Origin of the sequence: Priestia megaterium, assembly GCF_041941685.1 — a bacterium.
In the GTDB taxonomy this organism is placed as follows: Bacteria; Bacillota; Bacilli; order Bacillales; family Bacillaceae_H; genus Priestia; species Priestia megaterium_C.
In genome coordinates this window covers 2,689,883-2,709,900 of the sequence record NZ_CP130958.1, presented here as the reverse complement: position 1 = coordinate 2,709,900, position 20,018 = coordinate 2,689,883, and the positions used below count along the sequence as shown (strand labels likewise).

The window sequence follows — 20,018 nt, the reverse complement described above, 5'->3', positions numbered from 1 at the left end:
CTGCAACTATAATAAGATTAAGAGATATATAAGGAGGAACGTTATGCTTAATGAACGAACAAAAGAAAAGCTCATTGAAGTTGTAGGATCAGCCAACTTTCAAGATAGCAGTGAAGCAAGACTCGTGTACTCTTATGACGCAACACCTAACTTTCAGTCGCTTCCTGATGCGGTTATTATGCCTGAAAACAAAGATCAAGTGAAAAGAATTTTAACGATATGCAACGAAGATCATGTTCCTATTGTGCCAAGAGGTTCAGGCACAAATTTAAGCGCAGGAACGTGTCCAACGCAAGGCGGAATTGTTCTTACATTTAACCGAATGAATAAAATTTTGGAAATTGATGAAGAAAATTTAACCGCTACCGTGCAGCCAGGTGTTATAACCTTAGATTTAATTAACGCTGTAGAGGCAAAAGGTTTATTTTATCCTCCTGATCCAAGCTCTATGAAAATATCAACCATCGGAGGAAACATCAATGAATGTTCAGGAGGATTACGAGGCTTAAAATACGGCGTAACAAAAGATTACGTTCTTGGTCTTGAAGTAGTTCTTGCAAACGGCGACTGCATAAAGACGGGAGGCAAGTTAGCTAAAGATGTAGCTGGCTACGATTTAACGAACTTGTTTGTTGGTTCTGAAGGAACGCTTGGCGTCGTGACAGAAGCGATTTTAAAGCTCATTCCAATACCTGAAACAAAACAAACCCTGCTTGCGCTGTATGAAGATATGGATGCAGCTGCTAAGACGGTTTCAGCAATTATCGCCAATAAGATTATTCCAGCTACGCTTGAATTTTTAGATCAGCCGACGTGTGAAGTAGTAGAAGATTTTGCGCAAGTTGGGCTTCCTACAGATGTAAACGCTGTCTTATTGATTGAACAAGATGGTCCTCCAGAAGTAGTGAATCGTGATATTGAAATGATCTCACGCATCTGCAGCGAAGGAAACGCTGTATCGGTAAAAGTAGCGGCTTCGCAAGCAGAAGCAGAAGCGTTAAGTACAGCAAGAAGATCAGCCCTTTCTGCTTTAGCACGGATGAAGCCAACGACGATTTTAGAAGATGCAACCGTCCCGCGGTCTAAAATTAGTGAAATGGTCAAAGCGATTAATGAAATTGCTGTAACATATAACGTTAAGATCTGTACGTTTGGTCATGCAGGAGACGGAAATCTGCATCCGACTTGTTTAACAGATGCGCGTGACGAAGAAGAGCTTCACCGCGTCGAACAAGCTTTTGAAGCGATTTTTCATAAAGCCATTGAGCTTGGAGGAACGATTACAGGTGAACACGGAGTCGGAGAAATGAAAGCACCGTATTTGGCATTGAAGATGGGCGGAGAAGGAGTAGCTGCGATGAAAGCAATTAAGTATGCTTTGGACCCGCAAGGAATTATGAATCCAGGGAAAATTTTTGCTAAAGACACGAGAAAAAGAGTGGTGGTTCGTTCATGACGGCAACAAAAGACATTCAGCAAGCGTTCAAAGAACGGTTAGATTATGACGAGTTAATGAATTGTATGAGATGCGGTTTTTGCTTGCCAAGCTGTCCGACGTATGGCCAAACGAATCAATATGAAGCAGCGTCACCGCGCGGAAGAATTGCTTTGATGAAAGGAGTGGTAGACGGACTTATTGAACCTGATGAATCCGTTGAAAAGCAATTGAATCTTTGCCTTGGCTGCCGAGCGTGTGAGCCTGTTTGTCCTTCGGGTGTGAAGTACGGACATTTATTAGAAGAAGCGCGTAATATTATTCAGCAGAAAAAACGACATAAATGGCCGGTGAAAGCGCTCAGGCATATGGTGTTTGAACAGCTTTTTCCGCATAAAGAACGATTAAAAAATGTACATTCTCTGCTTGCTTTCTATCAAAGAAGCGGCTTGCAAAAAGCTGTTCAAAAAACAAACATACTAAACGTCCTTCCTGGTAATCTAGCGCAAATGGAAAAAACGCTTCCGCCTGTGCCAACAAAAAAAGAAATGAAGAAACGTCCTTTTTTATTTGAAGCAGAAGGAACAAGAGAGCGTACGGTTGCTTTTTTTACAGGATGTTTAATGGATACGATGTTTATGGAAACAACCAACGCGACGATTGCACTTTTACAAAAAGCGGGGTGTAAGGTCGTCATACCAGAGGTGCAGACGTGCTGTGGCGCGCTGCATGCGCACGGAGGAGAAAAAGATCAGGCAAAGAAGTTAGCGAAGCAAAATATTATGGCGTTTGAATCCATTCAAGCGGATGATATTGTTCTTAATGCGGGAGGCTGCGGTGCGCTGTTAGTGGAATACGATCATTTATTAAAAGAGGAACCGGAATGGAAAGAAAGAGCAGCGGCTTTTTCTGCCAAAGTCAAAGATTTTTCAGAGATTTTATTGCAGCAGCAGTTTGTGGAAAAACAAAAGTTATCGCTTCCAAGTCAAATTATTACGTATCAAGACTCGTGTCATTTAAGAAACGTGATGAAAACGTCCAGCGCACCGAGAAAACTGATCCAAGCGATTACTGGAACGGTGTTTAATGAAATGGAAAATGCGGATCATTGCTGCGGCTCAGCCGGTATTTATAACTTAACGGAACAAGAGATGTCTATGCAAATTTTAGATTATAAAATGGAAAAAGTGAAAGAAGCCCATGCACATACGATTGTAACAGCAAACCCGGGCTGTCTCATTCAAATGAAGCTAGGCGTAGTCAGAGAAGGAGTAGAAGAAAGTGTAAGGGCTGTTCATCTTGCAGATTTACTTCTTGAAGCAGTAGAAAGCAAATAAAAAAGGCCGGACGTGTCCGGCCTTTTTATAATTTGAACAGCTGAGAAACAATTTCGTACGAACGAAGGCGAGCTTTGTGATTGTAAATTTGAGCGTTAATCATCAGTTCATCTGCGTCTGTTTCTTCAATAAACTGTTCAAGCTTGACTTTAATCGTCTCAGGGCTTCCGACAATAGAAGAGCCCAGCTGCTGTTGAAGAGAAGCTTTTTCAAAGTCAGTCCATAGTTCATCCATATTATCCACAGGAGCTTTTAGTTTACCCGGTGTGTTTCGAATTAAATTTAGAAACTGCTGCTGCATAGAAGTAGCCAAACGTTCAGCTTCTCTATCTGTATCAGCAGCGATTACGTTTACACCTAACATTGCATATGGTTTGTCTAACACGTCGGACGGCTTAAAATAACGGCGATACATGTTAAGAGCTGTCATTGTATTATTAGGTGAGAAGTGACTTGCAAATGAAAATGGCAAACCTAGCTGTGCAGAAAGCTGTGCGCTAAAACCGCTTGAGCCAAGCAGCCAAATCGGAATATTTAAACCTTGACCGGGAACAGCTTTAACGCGCATCTGACTTTCTGAAGCAGGTTTAAAGTATTCTTGCAGTTCAGCTAGCTGTTCTGGGAAGTCACTGCCGTCGCTTCTGCGATCGCGTCGCAGAGCTTGTGCTGTCAGCTGATCTGTCCCTGGCGCTCTTCCTAAGCCTAAATCAATACGTCCTGGAAATAGTGATTCAAGCGTGCCAAAATGCTCAGCAATAACAAGCGGAGAATGGTTAGGAAGCATAATACCTCCAGAACCTACGCGAATACGTGACGTGCCCGCGGCTACATGACCAATTACAACAGATGTAGCGGAGCTTGCGATACCTGTCATATTATGATGTTCAGCTAGCCAGTAGCGGTTATACCCCCATTTTTCAGCGTGCTGAGCTAAATCTAATGTATTTCTAAGTGAGTCAGATACAGTTCCTCCTTCAACTACAGGAGAAAGATCCAATACGGAAATCGGAATATCTTTTAATTCTTTACTCATCAATTTCATCTTCTTTCTTTAAAGACTTCATAGGCCTTGTTATTTCAATGGAATACAAGTATTTTAACAATAATCTTTCGAGTTCCAAAATATTTTGCTTCGGTTATTTTCCTTTAAGTTATTGCTCTTTATTTACACAAGCTTTTGAGAAACAAAAAGCTTGTACGGTATAGGGCAGAAGCCGCCTCTTTCTATAAAAAGCTGTCATATTTTATAGTAGAAGGGAGGATGAATATGGTTACTTTAAATGACCTAAAAAGCAAGCAGTACGATATGATATACAGTTTAGGCTATAACTGTTTTCCAGGGATATACATAAAAAAATATTCTTTGCGAAAACAAGCCGGCGTGATTGATTGGTGTATTAGCATTTCTCTTTCTCATGTCAATCAGCTGTTGAAAAATCGCTGTAAAGACTTATTTGTATATGAACACTTAACCTATATCAGTTCTTTCGGAGATGGTTCCACGCTTAGACTGCGTGATAAGGTGTATCAAATTGATTCTGCTCATGATTTTCCGTCGTCTATTAATACAGAGACTAACTGGCTTTCATATAATGAAGTCAAAGAAAAATATGAACGGAGAACGGAGCGGTTTTTAACGTCGATGGAGACCAGTTCTTGTATATTGTTTATTCGTATGGGCGGAACGTATGAAGAAGCGAAAGAATTAGAGCATATTTTAAAGGGAATGGTCAAAAACGATTTCTATATACTGCTTCTGACAAACAGTGAAAAAGAACTTTTGTCCGAAGCTAACTGGGACTTGCCTTATACATGTGTCTTACATGCACCTATTTTTTCAATGGACGTGCTGCGCGATGATAAAGTATGGGAAGAGCTCTTAAGCGGGCTTGTTATAAAATAAAAGGAACTCTTTTTGTTTAATACGGGAATGAAAAAGCTCGTTTTTTTCATAGACTTTGTTATATCTGTGTATCAAAGGAGATGAAAAGATGGAATCTGATGTGCGGAAGGCGATAAAAGAAATTGTATGGCTGCTGCTAGAACAAGACCAGCGCTGGAATGAGTATCTAGTACAGCTGGAGGATTTGAAAATACAAGTGGATTTGAATAGTTCCGCATATGAAGTTCTGAGAAAGATGACGGGTAATTACGAAGTGCTGCTTGAACATATGGATCTCATTCAGCAGTTTGAAAGTCATTCTAAAAGTGAAACAGCGCTGAATGACTTAGTTACTATCGTTATGAAGCATTACTCATTAAAAAATTCATAAGCCTGCTTTGTGCAGGTTTATGGAGTTTAAGCTCTCAATGGAATTCGGTAGAGATAATCGTTTATAATAAGTACATATGGTGATGAAAGGGTGATCGATATGGAAGAGAAACAAGAAATTGTACCCGTTCGTACAGAGGAAACAGCCAAATATTATTCGGAAGAAAAATTTTGGGACAAGCTTAAAAAGTTTGGTAAAAAAGCGGGAGCAAACGTTGTTTATGCCGTATTGCTTTTATACTACACGCTGCAAAAACCTGATATTCCCCCAAAAGCAAAAGCAGTCATTATAGGAGCTTTAGGTTATTTTATTCTTCCTTTAGATTTAATTCCGGACTTTGCAGCAGGAGTTGGATTTACAGATGATTTAGGAGCTCTGGGGCTTGCATTGATTCAAGTTGCCATGTACATTGATGAAGGTGTTAAACTGAAAGCAAAAGAAAAAATTAAAACGTGGTTTTCAGAAGAACACAATTTTTCCATTATTGATGCTAAAATAAAGTAACGTTATGATCGAAATGTAATTATTAAATAAAGTGAGCAAAAGAAGGTGATAGATGAATCATCTTCTTTTTAACCGATAATATATAGGTCTTTGTGGCTATTTTAATCCGTTTTATGTAAAAAAAGCAGGATTAAAATATTTTTTTCATTAAAATTTTAAACAATGTAATTGAATAATTGCCCTACAAATGTTAAGTTAAAACATGTTCATAAATTCGTCACAGAAAGCAATATACAAATAAGTAAGATGGTTTGTAAAAACTTTGTGAAATTATGGAATTTTTTAACTGAGAGTTTCAAACTCTTAGAGATTCTTCCTCATCAATCAGAAGTCGCTTTCTTTCGTCTCAAGATTAAGCATCTTTCATTTGAAGGTGTTTTTTTTTCAGCCTAAGTAAGCAAACAACATGATTGTATGACAAGTTTTTGATAAGGTTGTATAGTTACTGTATTGTATGACAAGTTTTGTGTGATTTGATGTTAAATAAATGAACAGCTTCGAAGTAAATAAATGATTGCAGAAAAACAAAGTCCATGCGTTTTCATGAACCATTATACGTTACTTCATATTTGTAGAGATGTTTAGCAAAAGGGGAGATGAATGGCCTGACGTAAACAATATCCATAGACAAGCCTTAGAAGATAATTATCTTTCTAAGAAAGCAAATTTATATGATTGATTCTAATCTAAACAATGGAGTGTTCAAAAATGGAAATTAGTCAAATCTTTATTATTTTAACCCCAATCTTTTTTGTTATTTTGCTAGGTTATTTAGCAGGGTATTTTAAAAAGTTTGATGCAACAACATCTAAAGGGTTAAATACGCTTGTAACAAAATTTGCGTTACCTGCACATCTATTCGTTGGTATTACAACAACATCAAAACAAACGCTTATTGAAAAATGGCCGTTTTTACTAGCATTAGTTCTTGGTATTATTGGATTTTATGTTCTTTTCTTACTTGTTGCAAAATATGTATTTAAATACTCTTTAACAGGCGCGTCTATGTTCTCTTTAAACTCTACGCAGCCAACGTTTGCGTTTATGGGTATTCCAGTATTAGGTAGCTTGTTTGGCGCGGATGTAGTAGCAATTCCAATCGCCATTACTGGTATCGTAGTAAATGCGATGCTTGATCCTTTAGCAACTATTATTGGTACGGTTGGACAGCGTGAAAGAAGTGAAGGCGATTCAGAAGAAAGCTTATTTAAAGTAACGATTAAATCAATCTTACACGGTCTTTCTGAGCCGTTAGCCTGTGTTCCTTTAATCGCAGTAATATTAGTATTATGCGGCTTCCAAGCTCCAGATTTACTATCAAGCAGCTTAGATCAAATCGGTTCAATTACATCTGGTGCGGCTCTATTCGCAGTTGGGGTAACAATTGGTATCCGTAAAATTCAATTTAGCCCAGCGGCATTTGGTATTGCGATTTTAAAAGTGGCTATTCAGCCGCTTGTAATGTTAGGAATTGCAACAGCAATGGGTCTATCATCAGCTGACATCGTAAAATTAGTATTATTAGTAGCGTTCCCAGGTTCAGCTGTAGCAGCGATGATTTCAGTTCGCTTTGACAGCTTAGCTGGTGAAACAGCTTCAGCATTCGTACTTAGTGCCATTATGTCACTTGTTACATTACCGCTATTAATTTCTTGGTTAATGTAATCACATATATGGATATAGAACAAAAAAGGCTTTGCTATTTTAGCAAAGCCTTTTTTGTGTATCTATACTTAAAAAAGCTTTAAAAATTCTTGAGCGATTTTGGGAAGATAACTGTCGGTACGCCACGTAACTAAAGGCTCAATTACAAATGGATTATCTTCTATGTTTAAAATTTTAATATGTTCTAGTGAAAAAGAAGATAGCATCGAATAAGGAACAATGGCAGCACCAAGACCACGACATACTAAATTAAGAAGCATCGCTGAGTCATGGCATTCGCATAAAATATTAGGTGTTATATCCATCTTTTTAAATTCCTTCACAATGCGATTATATATGCTTATTTCCCGGTTTGAGCGAAGAAGAATAAGAGGGAGAGAAGCAATTTCGGCGACTGAAATCTTTTCTGTTGCATAACCACTTTCTTTAGGAACGGCTACAACAAAAACATCTGGTGCAAGTGTTTTTGTTTTGACATGTTTATAAGGTAAGTCAGTAGTAGTGACTGCTACATCGATTTTTCCTTCCGTTAATAATTCGTTTAAGTGAGCTGGTTCGTTTTCATAAATGTTAAATGTGCTGTTTGGATACTGTTTTTGAATAAGAGTTAGCTTATCGAGAACCGTTGATGCACAGTAGATCGTACATCCGATTTCAAGCTTTTCATTTGTTACGTTTTTACATTCCTGTACTTCCAATACTGATTTTTCAACCCTTTGCACAATTTCTTTCGCTCGTTTTAAAAAAAGCTCTCCTTCTACCGTTAACAATAAGCGCTTGTTATTATTTCGTTCAAAAAGCAAAAGGCCTAGCTCATTTTCGAGCTGTTTTAGCTGCCTGCTTAAAGGAGGCTGAGCCATATGCAGGCGCTTTGCTGCTTTGGTCACATTTAATTCTTCAGCTATGACAATAAAATAATGCAGCTGTCTTAATTCCACTGTATTCAACTCCATACTTTAAAGGTATTATTATATATTTTATCAATATTTTAATTGTATGGAAAATGAGTGTAAAGTTAAATGTGTAACCAAAGCAGAGAGGAGGAAGAGAAATGAAAATAGCTGTAGGAATCACAGGAGCCACGGGAGCTATTTTAGGTATTCGGATTTTAGAGCTTTTGAAGAAGGCTTCGGTTGAAACGCATTTAATCATGTCGACTTGGGCTCATGCCACAATTAAGCTGGAAACACCGTATAGCGTTCAGCAAGTAGAAGCGCTAGCAGATTATTGTTATTCATATCAAGACCAAGCAGCAAAAATTTCAAGCGGTTCTTTTCGTATAGATGGAATGATTGTTAGTCCTTGCAGTATGAAAACATTAGCATCTATTCGAATGGGACTAGCAGATAACTTAATAGCGAGAACGGCAGATGTGATGTTAAAAGAAAGAAAGACACTGGTGCTACTTCCTCGAGAAACGCCTTTGAATACGATTCATTTAGAAAACATGCTGGATCTTTCAAAAATGGGCGCTATCCTTGTGCCTCCTATGCCGGCATTTTATAACAAACCTGAGACGATTGATGATATTGTCACCCATATTGCTGTTCGAACGTTAGATCAATTAGGGATTGAGCTTCCTGAGGCAAAAAGATGGAATGGAATTAAACATTTATCACAAGGAGGAAAATAAACATGGCTTATAAAGATTTTAGAGATTTCCTTAATACGCTACATAAAGAAGGGCAGCTACTGACGATTACAGATGAAGTGCAGCCTGATCCAGATTTAGGTTCAGCAGGTCAAGCCATCAGTAATTTAGGAGACCAAACGCCGGGATTATTATTTACCAATATTTATGGGTACAACAGCGCAAAGGTAGCCCTAAACGTAATGGGTTCCTGGTCAAATCACGCATTAATGATGGGAATGCCTAAATCAACTCCTGTAAAAGAACAGTTCTTTGAATTTGCTCGGAGATATGAAAAATTTCCTGTCAAAGTAAAAAGAGAAGAAACAGCGCCATTTCATGAGTGTGAAATTAAAGATGATATCAACTTATTCGACCTTTTGCCGTTGTTTCGCTTGAATCAAGGAGACGGAGGCTACTATCTAGATAAAGCGTGCGTTATTTCTCGTGATCAGCATGATAAGGAGAACTTTGGCAAACAAAACGTAGGTATATATCGTATGCAGGTCAAAGGGAAAGACCGTCTAGGCATTCAACCTGTGCCACAGCATGATATCGCCATTCACTTGAAACAAGCCGAAGAAAAAGGTGAAAACCTCCCTGTATCAATTGCTTTAGGATGTGAACCTGCGATTGTCACAGCAGCCGCTACGCCGCTTCATTACGATCAATCAGAGTATGAAATGGCAGGAGCTATTCAAGGTGAGCCATACACAATTGTGAAGTCTCAGCTTTCTGATTTAGATGTACCCTGGGGAGCAGAAGTGATTTTAGAGGGAGAAATTTTAGCTGGTGAACGTGAATATGAAGGTCCTTTTGGCGAATTTACAGGTCATTACTCCGGTGGCAGAAGCATGCCTGTTATCAAAATCAATCGTGTATACCATCGCAAAGATCCTATTTTTGAAGGTCTATATATCGGTATGCCTTGGACAGAAACAGATTATTTAATTGGAATTAATACAAGCGTTCCTTTATATCAGCAGCTAAAAGAAGCATATCCTGAAGAGATTGAAGCAGTGAATGCGATGTATACTCATGGTCTCGTTGCTATCATTTCAACGAAAAGCCGATACGGAGGATTTGCTAAGGCGGTTGGTATGAGGGCATTGACTACGCCGCATGGATTAGGATATTGCAAGCTAGTTATTTTAGTAGACGAAGATGTGGATCCGTTTAATTTACCGCAAGTCATGTGGGCGCTATCGACAAAAATGCACCCAAAACATGATGTTATAACAGTGCCTAATCTTTCAGTTCTGCCACTTGATCCAGGATCTGAGCCGGCTGGTATTACAGATAAAATGATTTTGGATGCTACAACACCAGTTGCACCGGAAACAAGAGGCCACTATTCTCAGCCTTTAGATACACCACTTGAAACTGAAAAATGGGAAAAAATCTTAACGAATATGATGCAAAAATAAACAAGGAGGAATCGACATGCATACTTGTCCAAGATGTGAAGCCAAACAAGCGAACTTAGTATCTAAATCACCAGTTGAAGGAGCCTGGGAGATTTACTTATGCAACGTGTGTTTGTTTACCTGGCGTTCTTCTGAACCTGAGACCATCACCAATCCTGAAAAATACCCTCGACCATTTAAAGTCAATCCAAAAGACGTACCGCTGGCAACGCACGTGCCTCCTGTGCCACCCCGATCTTAATCAGCAAAGGTGGTAAGTAAAATGAATAAAGCAGAGCTGCCAAAAGTCGTGCGCGTATTTTTAAATGGAAAAGACTTAGAAAGAAAACAGCATGATGCGATGCTGCTATCTACAGTGACATCCGAGGGTTTTCCTCATGTAGCAATGATTAGCGCAGGAGAGCTGGTAGCTATTAGCTCTTCACGCGTCAAGCTGTTAGTATGGAAAGATACCACGTCTTCAAAAAACATGATACAGAATCATAAGGCAACCGTTACATTAGTTGTTGAAGGAAAAGCTTATTACATTAAATTTTTGCTGAAAAAAGAAGCTCCTGTGTTATCAGGCTATGAGTTATTTACGGGAGAAGTAGCCGCTGTTAAAGAAGATTACGCAAAATATGCAGTTTTAACATCAGGAATTCAATTTCTGCTTCATGATTCTAAAGAGGTACTGAGCCGCTGGAAGCAATCAATTAAGGCTGTTCTTTCTACTGAAAAAACCGATTCTTAAAAATAAGAATCGGTTTTTTAGCTGTAGTGAAATTTTTTCAAATAGCATGCTAGCTGAACTTTTAATAGGTGTTCACTGTTTGTGAATGTTTACCTGAATTTAAACAAGAAGAAATAGCTTTTGCCAAAGCTATTTACGAGTCTACATCCGCTGAAGATAAAGAAGTAGCAAAAAAACAAGTGGGTTCACTGCTAGACAAAGCTTTAGCGAATCATCCAGTCTTCAACCAAATTGCTCCTATGTCTAAAAATGCTTCCTTTATGACAGGATCAACTGATGTCGCAGACGTTAGCTGGAATGTTCCAACTGCACAGTGTGTGACCGCAACATGGGCTTATGCTACGCCGTTTCATACATGGCAAGCTGTTGCTCAAGGGAAAACGGAGTATGCCCATGATGCGATGTTATTGGCTGGAAAAGCCATCGCGGCTACAGCGATTGAAATGATAGAAAATCAAGAGCTGATTAGTCAAGCGAAACAAGAGCTGGAGGATAGGCTAGAAGGGGAAAGCTATGAATGTCTTGTGCCTTCACATATACAGCCACCTAATTACTCAGAAAGTGAGCAGGAAGACTACAGCGTGGTATAAAAAACGAGGCGGGGAAAAACGTATTTTCGTTTAAGGAAGATCCGAACGATGAATCGTTCGGATCTTTTTATTGTTAGGTTGAACGTTAGGTTTCATTTATCCCGTTTGTTCGTCTTTAGATTGGATTGATGTAGTTATGGCTCAATCTCTTTTTTGTTTTCATTAAAAATAAATGGTTAAAAATATATCTCTTTGCTGAACCTAATCCTATCTAATTGTTTAGGAAAAGAGGTAAAAAAACATGAGAGCATATAAAGTAGAAAAAGATGGGTCAATTTCAACTTCACTAAAAGGAAAATCAGTTTTATCCACTTCTTATTTAAATAAAGGTTCTGCTTTTACTGAAGAAGAAAGAGAAAACCTTCATCTGCAGGGACTTCTTCCTCCAACGGTTTTAACGTTAGAAGAACAGGTGAAGAGAGCATATGAGCAGTTCAAAAAAGCACCGAATGATCTTCAAAAAAATAATTCGTTGAATGATCTACATAACCGGAACGTCGTCTTATTTTATCGTTTATTAACCGATCATTTAAGTGAAATGCTTCCTATTATTTACACGCCTACTGTAGGTCAATCCATCCAAGAATACAGCCATGAATACCATCGACCTGACGGACTATATTTATCTGTAAATGAAGCGGATCGATTAAGTGATGCGATTGAAAACTTAGGACTTGACGGTAAAGATATTGATTTGCTCGTTATAACGGATTCAGAAAGTATTCTCGGCATCGGGGATTGGGGTGTAGGAGGGATAAATATTGCAGTTGGAAAGTTAGCGGTCTATACAGCTGCAGCAGGAATTGACCCAAGCCGCGTACTGCCTGTTGTTCTTGACATGGGAACCAATAACAAAAAGCTTCTTGAAGATCCTTTATATTTAGGAAATCGTCATGAACGAGTAAAAGGAGAAGACTATAATCGTTTTATTGCTCAATTTGTAAAAGAAATAACGACCAAGTTTCCTAAAGCGCTTCTTCATTGGGAGGATCTTGGGAATATTAACGCGCGTCACATTATGAAAGAATACGGCGATAAAATTTTAACGTTTAATGATGATATTCAAGGAACGGGAGTAATTACTCTTGCAGCCGTTTTAACAGCGGTGCGCATTACAGGAACGCCTTTAAAAGATCAGAGGGTTGTTGTATTTGGACCGGGATCTGCTGGAATTGGGAATGCTGATCGTATTCATAGTGCGATGATGCTTGAAGGGCTGTCTGAAGAAGAAGCATATGGTCGTTTTTGGGCATATGATTACAGAGGTCTGTTAACCGAAGATATGGAAGATTTAGCTCCTTTTCAACAGCCGTATGTTCGCCAAAATGAAGAGATTAAAGAATGGGAAAAAGACGATGAAAATAAAATTTCACTGTTGGAGCTTGTCAAGCAAGTGAAGCCAACGATTTTAATTGGAACGTCAGGCGTCACGGATGCTTTTACCGAAGAAATTATTAAAGAAATGGCAAAACATGTAGAGCGCCCGGTGATTATGCCGCTTTCAAACCCAACTAAACTTGCTGAAGCTGTTCCGGAAAATATTATAAAATGGACGGAAGGAAAAGCCCTTATTGCAACGGGAAGTCCATTTGAACCCGTTGAATATAACGGGCACAATTATGAAATCGGACAGGCTAATAATGCATTTGTGTTTCCGGGTCTTGGTTTAGGTGCAATTGTGGTTCGCGCTCAAAAGTTTACTGAATCTATGTTTGCAGAAGCAGCCAATGCAGTAGCGCGTATAGCAGAAACAGATACAAAAGGAGATACGCTTCTTCCCAACATTAAAGATCTTCAAAAAGTATCAAAGGCGGTTGCTGTAGCAGTTGCCGATGCTGCTGTAAAAGATAACGTAGCAACTGTTACCGAGCAAAATGTAAATGAACTTGTAGAAGCAGCGGTATGGCAGCCTGTTTATAAACCGGTTAAGGCAAAAAATGAATGAGGTGAATGATAAATGAGCATAGGTCAAATTTTTCTCATTCTCGCGCCTATCTTTTTTGTCATTTTGCTTGGTTATTTAGCAGGGCACTTTAAAAAATTTGATAAGCAAACGTCTAAGGGGCTCAACACATTAGTAACGAAGTTTGCGCTTCCTGCACACTTATTTGTAGGTGTAACGACAACGCCAAGAAAAACACTCATAGACGAATGGCCGTTTTTAGTAGCGTTGATTTTAGGAATCGTCGGGTTTTACCTCATTATATTGCTCGTCGTGAAGTATCCAGGGAAGCATACGTTAACTGCCTCTTCTATGTTTGCCCTAAACTCAGCTCAGCCAACGTTTGCTTTTATGGGCATTCCAGTACTCGGAGGATTGTTCGGTGCGGGCGCAGTAGCGATTCCAATTGCCATAACAGGAATCGTGGTGAATGCGATTTTAGATCCGCTGGCAACGATTTTAGGAACCGTTGGACAACGGGGGCGAAAAAAGGGGAAGAGAAAACAAGTTTATTTAAAGTAACGGTTCATTCCATTTTGCATGGTTTATCTGAGCCTTTGGCATGTGTACCGTTAATTGGGGTGATTTTAACGCTTTGCGGCTTTCAGTCACCTAAATTTTTACAGGATATGCTTGATCAAATCGGAAGTATCACATCGGGAGCAGCTTTGTTTGCGGTAGGAGTAACGATTGGAATTGGAAAAATTAACTTCAGTAAAGGCGCGCTTGGGATAGCCGTCTTAAAAGTAGCGGTTCAACCCATCGTTATGCTCGGAATTGCAGTATGGATAGGATTGTCTTCAGATGAAGTGACAAAAGCTATTTTACTGGTAGCTTTTCCTGGGTCTGCTGTAGCTGCGATGATTGCTTTGCGGTTTGAAAGTTTGGAAAACGAAACCGCATCTGCTTTTGTCATTAGTGCTATTTTATCGTTGGTTACGCTGCCGCTTCTTATTTCTTGGCTTATGTAAATAAAAAAACGAAAGAGGAGAATTCCTCTTTCGTTTTAAGAAGGATTAATAAGCTAATGCAAATAATCCTTTGATATGAGATAAGTAACGAACGTTACTTGCTTCTTTCATAAGTGATGCTGGTAAACCTTTTAATTGCGTTTTGTTTCCGCCGATTGTACCAATTGCATCTTTGCGTCCAAGACTTCCTAGTGTACCAGAGAAGACAGGAACGAATGATTCCATTGCTCCGCCGCGAATAGCTACTGCTAAGTTCACGCCTACAACTTCACCCATTTGCCAAGCTAATTGAGCAGTAGGTGGATAAGGGCGACCTTCTGGACCCATTACAACCGCTGAGTCACCAGCAAGGAATACATCTTTATGAGATGTAGATTGTAAGAATTCATTTACAAGTGCACGACCGCGGTTTACTTCGATACCTGAGTTAGCAACTACAGAGTTACCTTGAACTCCGCCAGTCCATACCATTGTTTTTGTTTCAATTTTGCTGCCGTCTTTAAGTTCAACAGTTGTAGCATCCATTTTTGTTACAGGTGTACCCGTAACGAATGTAACGCCGCGCTTTGTTAAGCTTGATTGAGCGCGCTCTACTAATTCAGCAGGGAAGCCTGGAAGAACTGTAGGAGCTGCTTCTACACAGTATAGAGAAATTTCTTTTGGATCAACACCGTGTTTTAGACATAGGCTTGGCATTAAGTCAGCGTATTCACCAACAAGTTCGATACCTGTTAATCCGCCGCCGCCAACTACGATTGTACCGTCAGCTTTATTTTTTGTTTTGCTGTATTCAGCGATACAAGCTTCTACGTGTGCACGTAAACGGTTTGCATCATTTACTGATTTAAGAACGAAGCTGTGCTCTTCTAAACCAGGGATACCGAAGTAAGCAGTTTCACTACCTAAAGCTGTAACAAGGTAGTCGTAGCTTAATTTTGTACCATCTTCAAGAGATACTTCACGTTGATCTGGTGAGATTTCTTTTACCGTTGCAATTTTTAAATCAACGTTGTAGTTTTTAAGTAATTTATCAAGTGGTAAAGCTACCGCTTGTTCAGAAACGCCGCCTACAGCTAGACGGTGTAATTCTGTAATGATTTGGTGAGTAGCAAAACGGTTTACTACTGTAATTTTTGCTTCATCCGCACTTAGGTGTTGGCGAGCTGTCATTGCAGTTAATAAACCACCGTAACCGCCGCCTAAAATTAAAATATGTTTTGACATAGTCGATCCTCCGTCCACACTTTTTAATGAAAATTATTTTTGTTTTTCGTTTGTAATGTCTAAATACGCTTGTGCAAAGCGGAATAGTTTTTGAGCTTGTGGATCTTTAAGCATGCGTAATAAACCGAATAAACCGATTGAATTAGAAGCATTTGCTTCTGCACGATCGTTTGCTTCGATTGCAGTAGCTGCAAGACCTTTTACTGTTCCTTCTACCGGCTCGATAAATTCTTTTACTCCACCAAGTAGATCTTCTTTTAATACGTCGTCAGTTAATAATGATTGCGCAACGTCATAAGTTTTTGTAAGCACCGTTACCATTTCAGATAATTTTGGTAAATTATCTACAAGAACAGTAAGAGCTTCTTGTACTTCAGGCTTTAACAATTGATCTAATACATCCGCTTGACCTTTGTTAACTGCCGCTTCTGTTTGTACAGCAGCATTTTCCTCTGCAGCTGATTTTTGAATAGTTGATTGAGACATGAAAAGTCCTCCTTTGCTGGATACTGTTGCATATGTAGTTCCTAGTTATCTGCTAGACTTTCAAACTACATTGTGAAGTTGTGAAATCTTGCACATAATTCTATTTTAATTTTAATACGAGATAAAATCAACTCATTTTGTGGAAAAAATAAGTGAAGAACCTCGTAACCCTTTGTTTAATAAAAGTTTATAAAAAATAAAGCGAATAATTGCCTAGGTAAATAAAATTAAAATAGGGAACTAACATGATTCCTCTTCCTACGATAAAACAAATAACGTCATATTTCAACACATACGAACTTAATATTCTATAAGTAGTAAAAAGATAGGGCGCATTTACTATTTAAAGAGTTTTCAAAAAATTACATTGACTTACTACGGTGTTCTACATATAATCAGAATATAACATCTTATGTAAGGAGATATAACATGGTTATAGTGGATGAACTTTATCATAATGTGGTCATTACATTGCCTCAATTAAAATTAATTGAATTTATAATGAAGTTAAAAGAAGCTAAAGCACAAGAAATAGAAGATATAAAAAAGAAAATTAGTAAATACGAAGAGAAGAAACGTGCTGAAGAAGCTTGGTATCAATCACTATCACCGTTTCGTAAATTTTTTACCGGGCGTCCTTTAAGTCAGCATCAAGCGGTCGAGTATATGGTATACGTAAAGGAACGCTTTAAAAAAATTGATCACCTTAAAGCACAAATGCGAGAACTTCATGAAGTTCTTGAATTAATAAAAGCGGAAAATGAAGAAACAAGTGAAATTACGCTTTCGCCTGCTATTGTACAAGAAATAAAACGATTAAAAAGCAGTGGAGGCGTTGGGATATGAGTGTTAATGAACTAAGTTTAGGGATGAATACAACGTGGGTCGTGTTAACAGCGGCGATGATTTTGTTAATGGAAGGCGGCTTTGCCTTGCTAGAGGCAGGTTTTGTCCGCTACAAAAATAGCGTGAATATTATTATGAAAGTATTCGCTGATATTACAATAGGAACGCTTTGTTTCTATTTAATTGGTTTTGGATTAATGTACGGAGATGATTTAGGTGGAGTTGTCGGTAAAAGCGGTTTTGTGCTATCAGGTAATTTATCGCACCTTGACATTCCAATTGGGCTTGAAGCGTTTTGGCTGTTTCAATGTGCGTTTGTTATTGCGGTCATTTCTATCGTTTCTGGAGCGGTAGCAGAACGAATTAATTTCCGTGCATATCTTTTATATGCGATTTTGATGACTACATTTATTTATCCTATAGCCGGCCACTGGATTTGGGGAGGCGGATGGATTAGTAAGTTAGGGATGCTTGATTTTGCCGGTTCGGCAGTTATCCATGCTCTAGGCGGTTTTTCAGCTTTAGCAGCTGCAATAATGATTGGACCGAGGAAAGGGAAGTTCACAAAAAATGGAATTAGTTCTGTTTCTCTTCCAAGTAATTTGCCGCTTGCATCAGTGGGTGCTTTTTTATTATGGTTTGGATGGTTCGGGTTTAATGCAGGAAGTACGCTAAGTGCCACTGACGTTAGAATTGGTCACATTGCTATTGTCACAATGTTATCAGCAGCAGCAGGCGGAGCAGTTACTTTATTTTATACTTTATTTCGCTACAACCGTTCAGATGCACCTTCTGTAATAAATGGATCGCTTGCCGGACTGGTTGGCATTACGGCCGGGTGCGCTTTTGTTAACACACCATCTGCTATTTTTATTGGAGCTGTATCTGGCTTATTAATGATGGCAGCTACAAACTGGCTCGAAGCACGTCAAATCGACGATCCTGTAGGAGCTTTTCCTGTACACGCTGCTTCGGGAATATGGGGCACGTTGGCTGTGGGCTTGTTTTCTACAGACGGGGGTGTGTTTACAGGAGGAGGCTGGACGTTACTTGGCGTTCAACTTCTTGGGTTAATCGCTCTATGCGCTTGGGGATTTGTTACGACGTGGATAGGGTTAAAGGTTATTTCCTTGGTGGTTCCGCTTCGATCTACGGAAGAAGAAGAAGAAGTGGGCTTAGATATCAGCTACCACGGTATCATGGCAGCTCATCAAGCTCCTGAATTTATTGAATATGAAAATTACTATGCGGAAGTAAAAGAAAAAGCCGCAGATTCGTAATAAAAGGCCGCTCTTTATAACAAAAGGGCGGCCTTTTTATGTGAAAAAATAGATTTAAAATACTTGGCTTAAATGATTGAAAAGTCAGAAAATTTGTGTTATATTATAAAAAAGCCAAGGAGTTGATTTCTTATGAAAAAGAATTTACTTAATTCACCGCAAAAATCCAACGGAAAGGTGCTTGATGCATTATTCGCTGAGATGATTTTAGACAAGGCGATTGCAGAATTTCGTAAAGCACAGCTAAAAGAAGAAATCGACCGCACGCTATTGATGAAAAATAAAGAAGAGTTTTTAAAACTCTCATCAGAACTTAAACAAATTTCTTAATTACTTACTATACTTCACACACCATCTATTTTTAGGTGGTGTGTTTTATTTTTGGGACCTACTAAAAGGGATTAATTAGTAATAATTATGAATATATTCTTATTTAAAACTTTATTTACATTAATTGTATTGACTTCTTTTATGGATTTTTTTAACATAAACAAGAATTAATGCGGAGGGGTTTGGTTGGGACATCTATTATTAGTAGATAGCTTGATTGCAGGTATTATTTGCATTGTGTTAGGAATTTTATTTAGAGCTCATAAAACAAGCAAATTTTTGTATGGCATAGGGATTGTGTTTGGTCTTATTTTTGTCATCGGGACGGTCACTCATTCTCCATCTAATACAGAAACTTCATCAGTTACATCTGAGAAAGTAGAAGCAAATCAAAAAGACAGTAAAGACACGTCAGAACTTAAAGCTCTCGTTACTAAGGGAATGACAGATAAGGAATTTCAAAAAGAAAAAGAGAAAGCCGCTTTTCAACAGTCAGACTTAATTGCGTTAGGTAACGGAGAAGTCGGATACGTGATCAAAGCTGAAGACGGTTACGTTGTAGCTGATACGAATGGCGAAACCATTTCAAGCGTTGAAACGTTTAAAACGGCTGATGAAGTAGAACAGTATGAATTAAATGAAGTTAAAAAAGTACATAAAGATGTAAGAACAGTTGATGCTCATTATACGGATTCGGATTTAGAAAGTTTAGAAGATTTTGATCAAAAAATTAATGAAGTGCTGAAGCGCGTTAATCTTACAAAAAAGGAGTTTAATGAACTAAAATTAAAGGATGTTAAGACATTAACTTCTCATGAAATAGAAGTAATGAAGGCTATACGTGATTCTGTTTCTCCCCTTACAAAAGATACGCTGCTGCAAAAAACGATCCCTGCTAAAGATATTGAAAAGTATGTAGATGGATCTTATACGGCAGTGGGAGGATATGTAGCTAAAGCTGAAGATGTTCACGATATTACTTCGTACAAAGCTTTTGTTGAAAGCTTACGTTTAGATTACACCGATGGTTCAGGCAAAAGGCCGTTTCCTGAAGAAGGATCGACGTACGGTGTAATCAAATTTAAATCGCAAGCGGTAAGTCACGTTGATATTCCCTACGGAACTGTATTCGGAGGGAAAACAACAGATGGACCTCCATGTACGCTTAATGGGTTTACAGGATCTCGAAACGGGGAAACCGTTCCAGAGTTCAAATTTGATAACTATTATCCACCAGCAAACGGAGCGGAACTATACCAAGTGGTAAATGGAGAAGAAGTACTTGTAGCTACCTATGTGGCAGAAGAAAAACGATTTGTACCAGCGGTTGCTAACCCAATGTAAA

General features: G+C 38.7%; 20 protein-coding genes and 1 pseudogene. 17 read left to right on the top strand and 4 right to left on the bottom strand.

Annotated elements, in window-relative coordinates:
- Window positions 1-43 precede the first annotated feature (43 nt).
- A complete protein-coding gene (glcD, locus tag Q5794_RS14025; protein ID WP_374988066.1) occupies window positions 44-1,456 on the top strand; it encodes a glycolate oxidase subunit GlcD in 1,413 nt (470 codons plus the stop codon).
- Entirely contained in the window at window positions 1,453-2,772 is a 1,320-nt protein-coding gene (locus tag Q5794_RS14020) for a (Fe-S)-binding protein (RefSeq protein ID WP_374988065.1), read from the top strand. The genes glcD and Q5794_RS14020 overlap by 4 nt, the downstream gene beginning before the upstream one ends.
- A gap of 25 nt (window positions 2,773-2,797) precedes the next feature.
- On the opposite strand, the gene Q5794_RS14015 is transcribed toward Q5794_RS14020, so the two are convergent.
- Complete coding sequence (locus Q5794_RS14015) at window positions 2,798-3,805, bottom strand: LLM class flavin-dependent oxidoreductase (RefSeq protein WP_374988064.1); 1,008 nt, start codon at window positions 3,803-3,805, stop codon at window positions 2,798-2,800.
- Between the two features lie 234 nt (window positions 3,806-4,039).
- Between Q5794_RS14015 and Q5794_RS14010 the strand changes: the two genes are divergently transcribed.
- From Q5794_RS14010 to Q5794_RS13995, 4 genes are all read left to right on the top strand, one after another.
- Window positions 4,040-4,675, top strand: a complete 636-nt coding sequence (locus Q5794_RS14010) for a DUF1796 family putative cysteine peptidase (RefSeq protein WP_214988297.1) — start codon at window positions 4,040-4,042, stop codon at window positions 4,673-4,675.
- Between the two features lie 88 nt (window positions 4,676-4,763).
- The gene (locus Q5794_RS14005; RefSeq protein WP_192993581.1) at window positions 4,764-5,045 is read left to right on the top strand and encodes a hypothetical protein; all 282 of its coding nucleotides are present in this window, start codon (window positions 4,764-4,766) and stop codon (window positions 5,043-5,045) included.
- Window positions 5,046-5,144: 99 nt separating this feature from the next.
- Entirely contained in the window at window positions 5,145-5,549 is a 405-nt protein-coding gene (locus tag Q5794_RS14000; protein ID WP_013057340.1) for a YkvA family protein, read from the top strand.
- A gap of 708 nt (window positions 5,550-6,257) precedes the next feature.
- A complete protein-coding gene (locus Q5794_RS13995; RefSeq protein ID WP_029322155.1) occupies window positions 6,258-7,214 on the top strand; it encodes an AEC family transporter in 957 nt (318 codons plus the stop codon).
- 68 nt (window positions 7,215-7,282) lie between these two features.
- On the opposite strand, the gene Q5794_RS13990 is transcribed toward Q5794_RS13995, so the two are convergent.
- Window positions 7,283-8,152 (bottom strand): LysR family transcriptional regulator, encoded by an 870-nt coding sequence (locus tag Q5794_RS13990; RefSeq protein WP_192993579.1) that lies wholly within the window; start codon window positions 8,150-8,152, stop codon window positions 7,283-7,285.
- A 113-nt stretch (window positions 8,153-8,265) separates the two neighbouring features.
- On the opposite strand from Q5794_RS13990, the gene Q5794_RS13985 reads away from it, so the two are divergent.
- From Q5794_RS13985 to Q5794_RS13955, 7 genes and pseudogenes are all read left to right on the top strand, one after another.
- On the top strand, window positions 8,266-8,847 hold the full coding sequence (locus Q5794_RS13985) for a non-oxidative hydroxyarylic acid decarboxylases subunit B (protein WP_374988063.1): 582 nt from the start codon (window positions 8,266-8,268) through the stop codon (window positions 8,845-8,847).
- A gap of 2 nt (window positions 8,848-8,849) precedes the next feature.
- Window positions 8,850-10,271: a non-oxidative hydroxyarylic acid decarboxylases subunit C gene (locus tag Q5794_RS13980; protein ID WP_374988062.1), complete on the top strand. Its 1,422-nt coding sequence runs from the start codon at window positions 8,850-8,852 to the stop codon at window positions 10,269-10,271.
- A gap of 16 nt (window positions 10,272-10,287) precedes the next feature.
- Window positions 10,288-10,512: a non-oxidative hydroxyarylic acid decarboxylases subunit D gene (locus tag Q5794_RS13975; RefSeq protein WP_013083432.1), complete on the top strand. Its 225-nt coding sequence runs from the start codon at window positions 10,288-10,290 to the stop codon at window positions 10,510-10,512.
- Window positions 10,513-10,533: 21 nt separating this feature from the next.
- Entirely contained in the window at window positions 10,534-11,004 is a 471-nt protein-coding gene (locus tag Q5794_RS13970; RefSeq protein ID WP_214988288.1) for a hypothetical protein, read from the top strand.
- A 68-nt stretch (window positions 11,005-11,072) separates the two neighbouring features.
- Complete coding sequence (locus tag Q5794_RS13965; protein ID WP_251034230.1) at window positions 11,073-11,594, top strand: hypothetical protein; 522 nt, start codon at window positions 11,073-11,075, stop codon at window positions 11,592-11,594.
- 241 nt (window positions 11,595-11,835) lie between these two features.
- A complete protein-coding gene (locus Q5794_RS13960; protein WP_374988061.1) occupies window positions 11,836-13,539 on the top strand; it encodes an NAD-dependent malic enzyme in 1,704 nt (567 codons plus the stop codon).
- A 12-nt stretch (window positions 13,540-13,551) separates the two neighbouring features.
- A pseudogene (locus Q5794_RS13955) lies at window positions 13,552-14,507 on the top strand (AEC family transporter).
- A gap of 45 nt (window positions 14,508-14,552) precedes the next feature.
- Here Q5794_RS13955 and Q5794_RS13950 read toward each other — a convergent pair.
- Both Q5794_RS13950 and Q5794_RS13945 read right to left on the bottom strand, forming a co-directional pair.
- The gene (locus Q5794_RS13950) at window positions 14,553-15,731 is read right to left on the bottom strand and encodes an NAD(P)/FAD-dependent oxidoreductase (RefSeq protein ID WP_013057328.1); all 1,179 of its coding nucleotides are present in this window, start codon (window positions 15,729-15,731) and stop codon (window positions 14,553-14,555) included.
- A gap of 33 nt (window positions 15,732-15,764) precedes the next feature.
- On the bottom strand, window positions 15,765-16,217 hold the full coding sequence (locus tag Q5794_RS13945; RefSeq protein ID WP_013057327.1) for a DUF1641 domain-containing protein: 453 nt from the start codon (window positions 16,215-16,217) through the stop codon (window positions 15,765-15,767).
- A 429-nt stretch (window positions 16,218-16,646) separates the two neighbouring features.
- Between Q5794_RS13945 and Q5794_RS13940 the strand changes: the two genes are divergently transcribed.
- The 4 genes from Q5794_RS13940 to Q5794_RS13925 all read left to right on the top strand — a co-directional run bounded on the left by Q5794_RS13940 (window position 16,647) and on the right by Q5794_RS13925 (window position 20,017).
- A complete protein-coding gene (locus Q5794_RS13940; RefSeq protein ID WP_057236156.1) occupies window positions 16,647-17,063 on the top strand; it encodes a hypothetical protein in 417 nt (138 codons plus the stop codon).
- Entirely contained in the window at window positions 17,060-18,343 is a 1,284-nt protein-coding gene (locus Q5794_RS13935; RefSeq protein WP_192993568.1) for an ammonium transporter, read from the top strand. Before Q5794_RS13940 ends, Q5794_RS13935 begins: the two co-directional genes overlap by 4 nt.
- Before the next feature lie 132 nt (window positions 18,344-18,475).
- Window positions 18,476-18,673: an IDEAL domain-containing protein gene (locus tag Q5794_RS13930; protein WP_013057324.1), complete on the top strand. Its 198-nt coding sequence runs from the start codon at window positions 18,476-18,478 to the stop codon at window positions 18,671-18,673.
- Window positions 18,674-18,859: 186 nt separating this feature from the next.
- Complete coding sequence (locus Q5794_RS13925; RefSeq protein ID WP_374988060.1) at window positions 18,860-20,017, top strand: hypothetical protein; 1,158 nt, start codon at window positions 18,860-18,862, stop codon at window positions 20,015-20,017.
- Window position 20,018 lies beyond the last annotated feature (1 nt).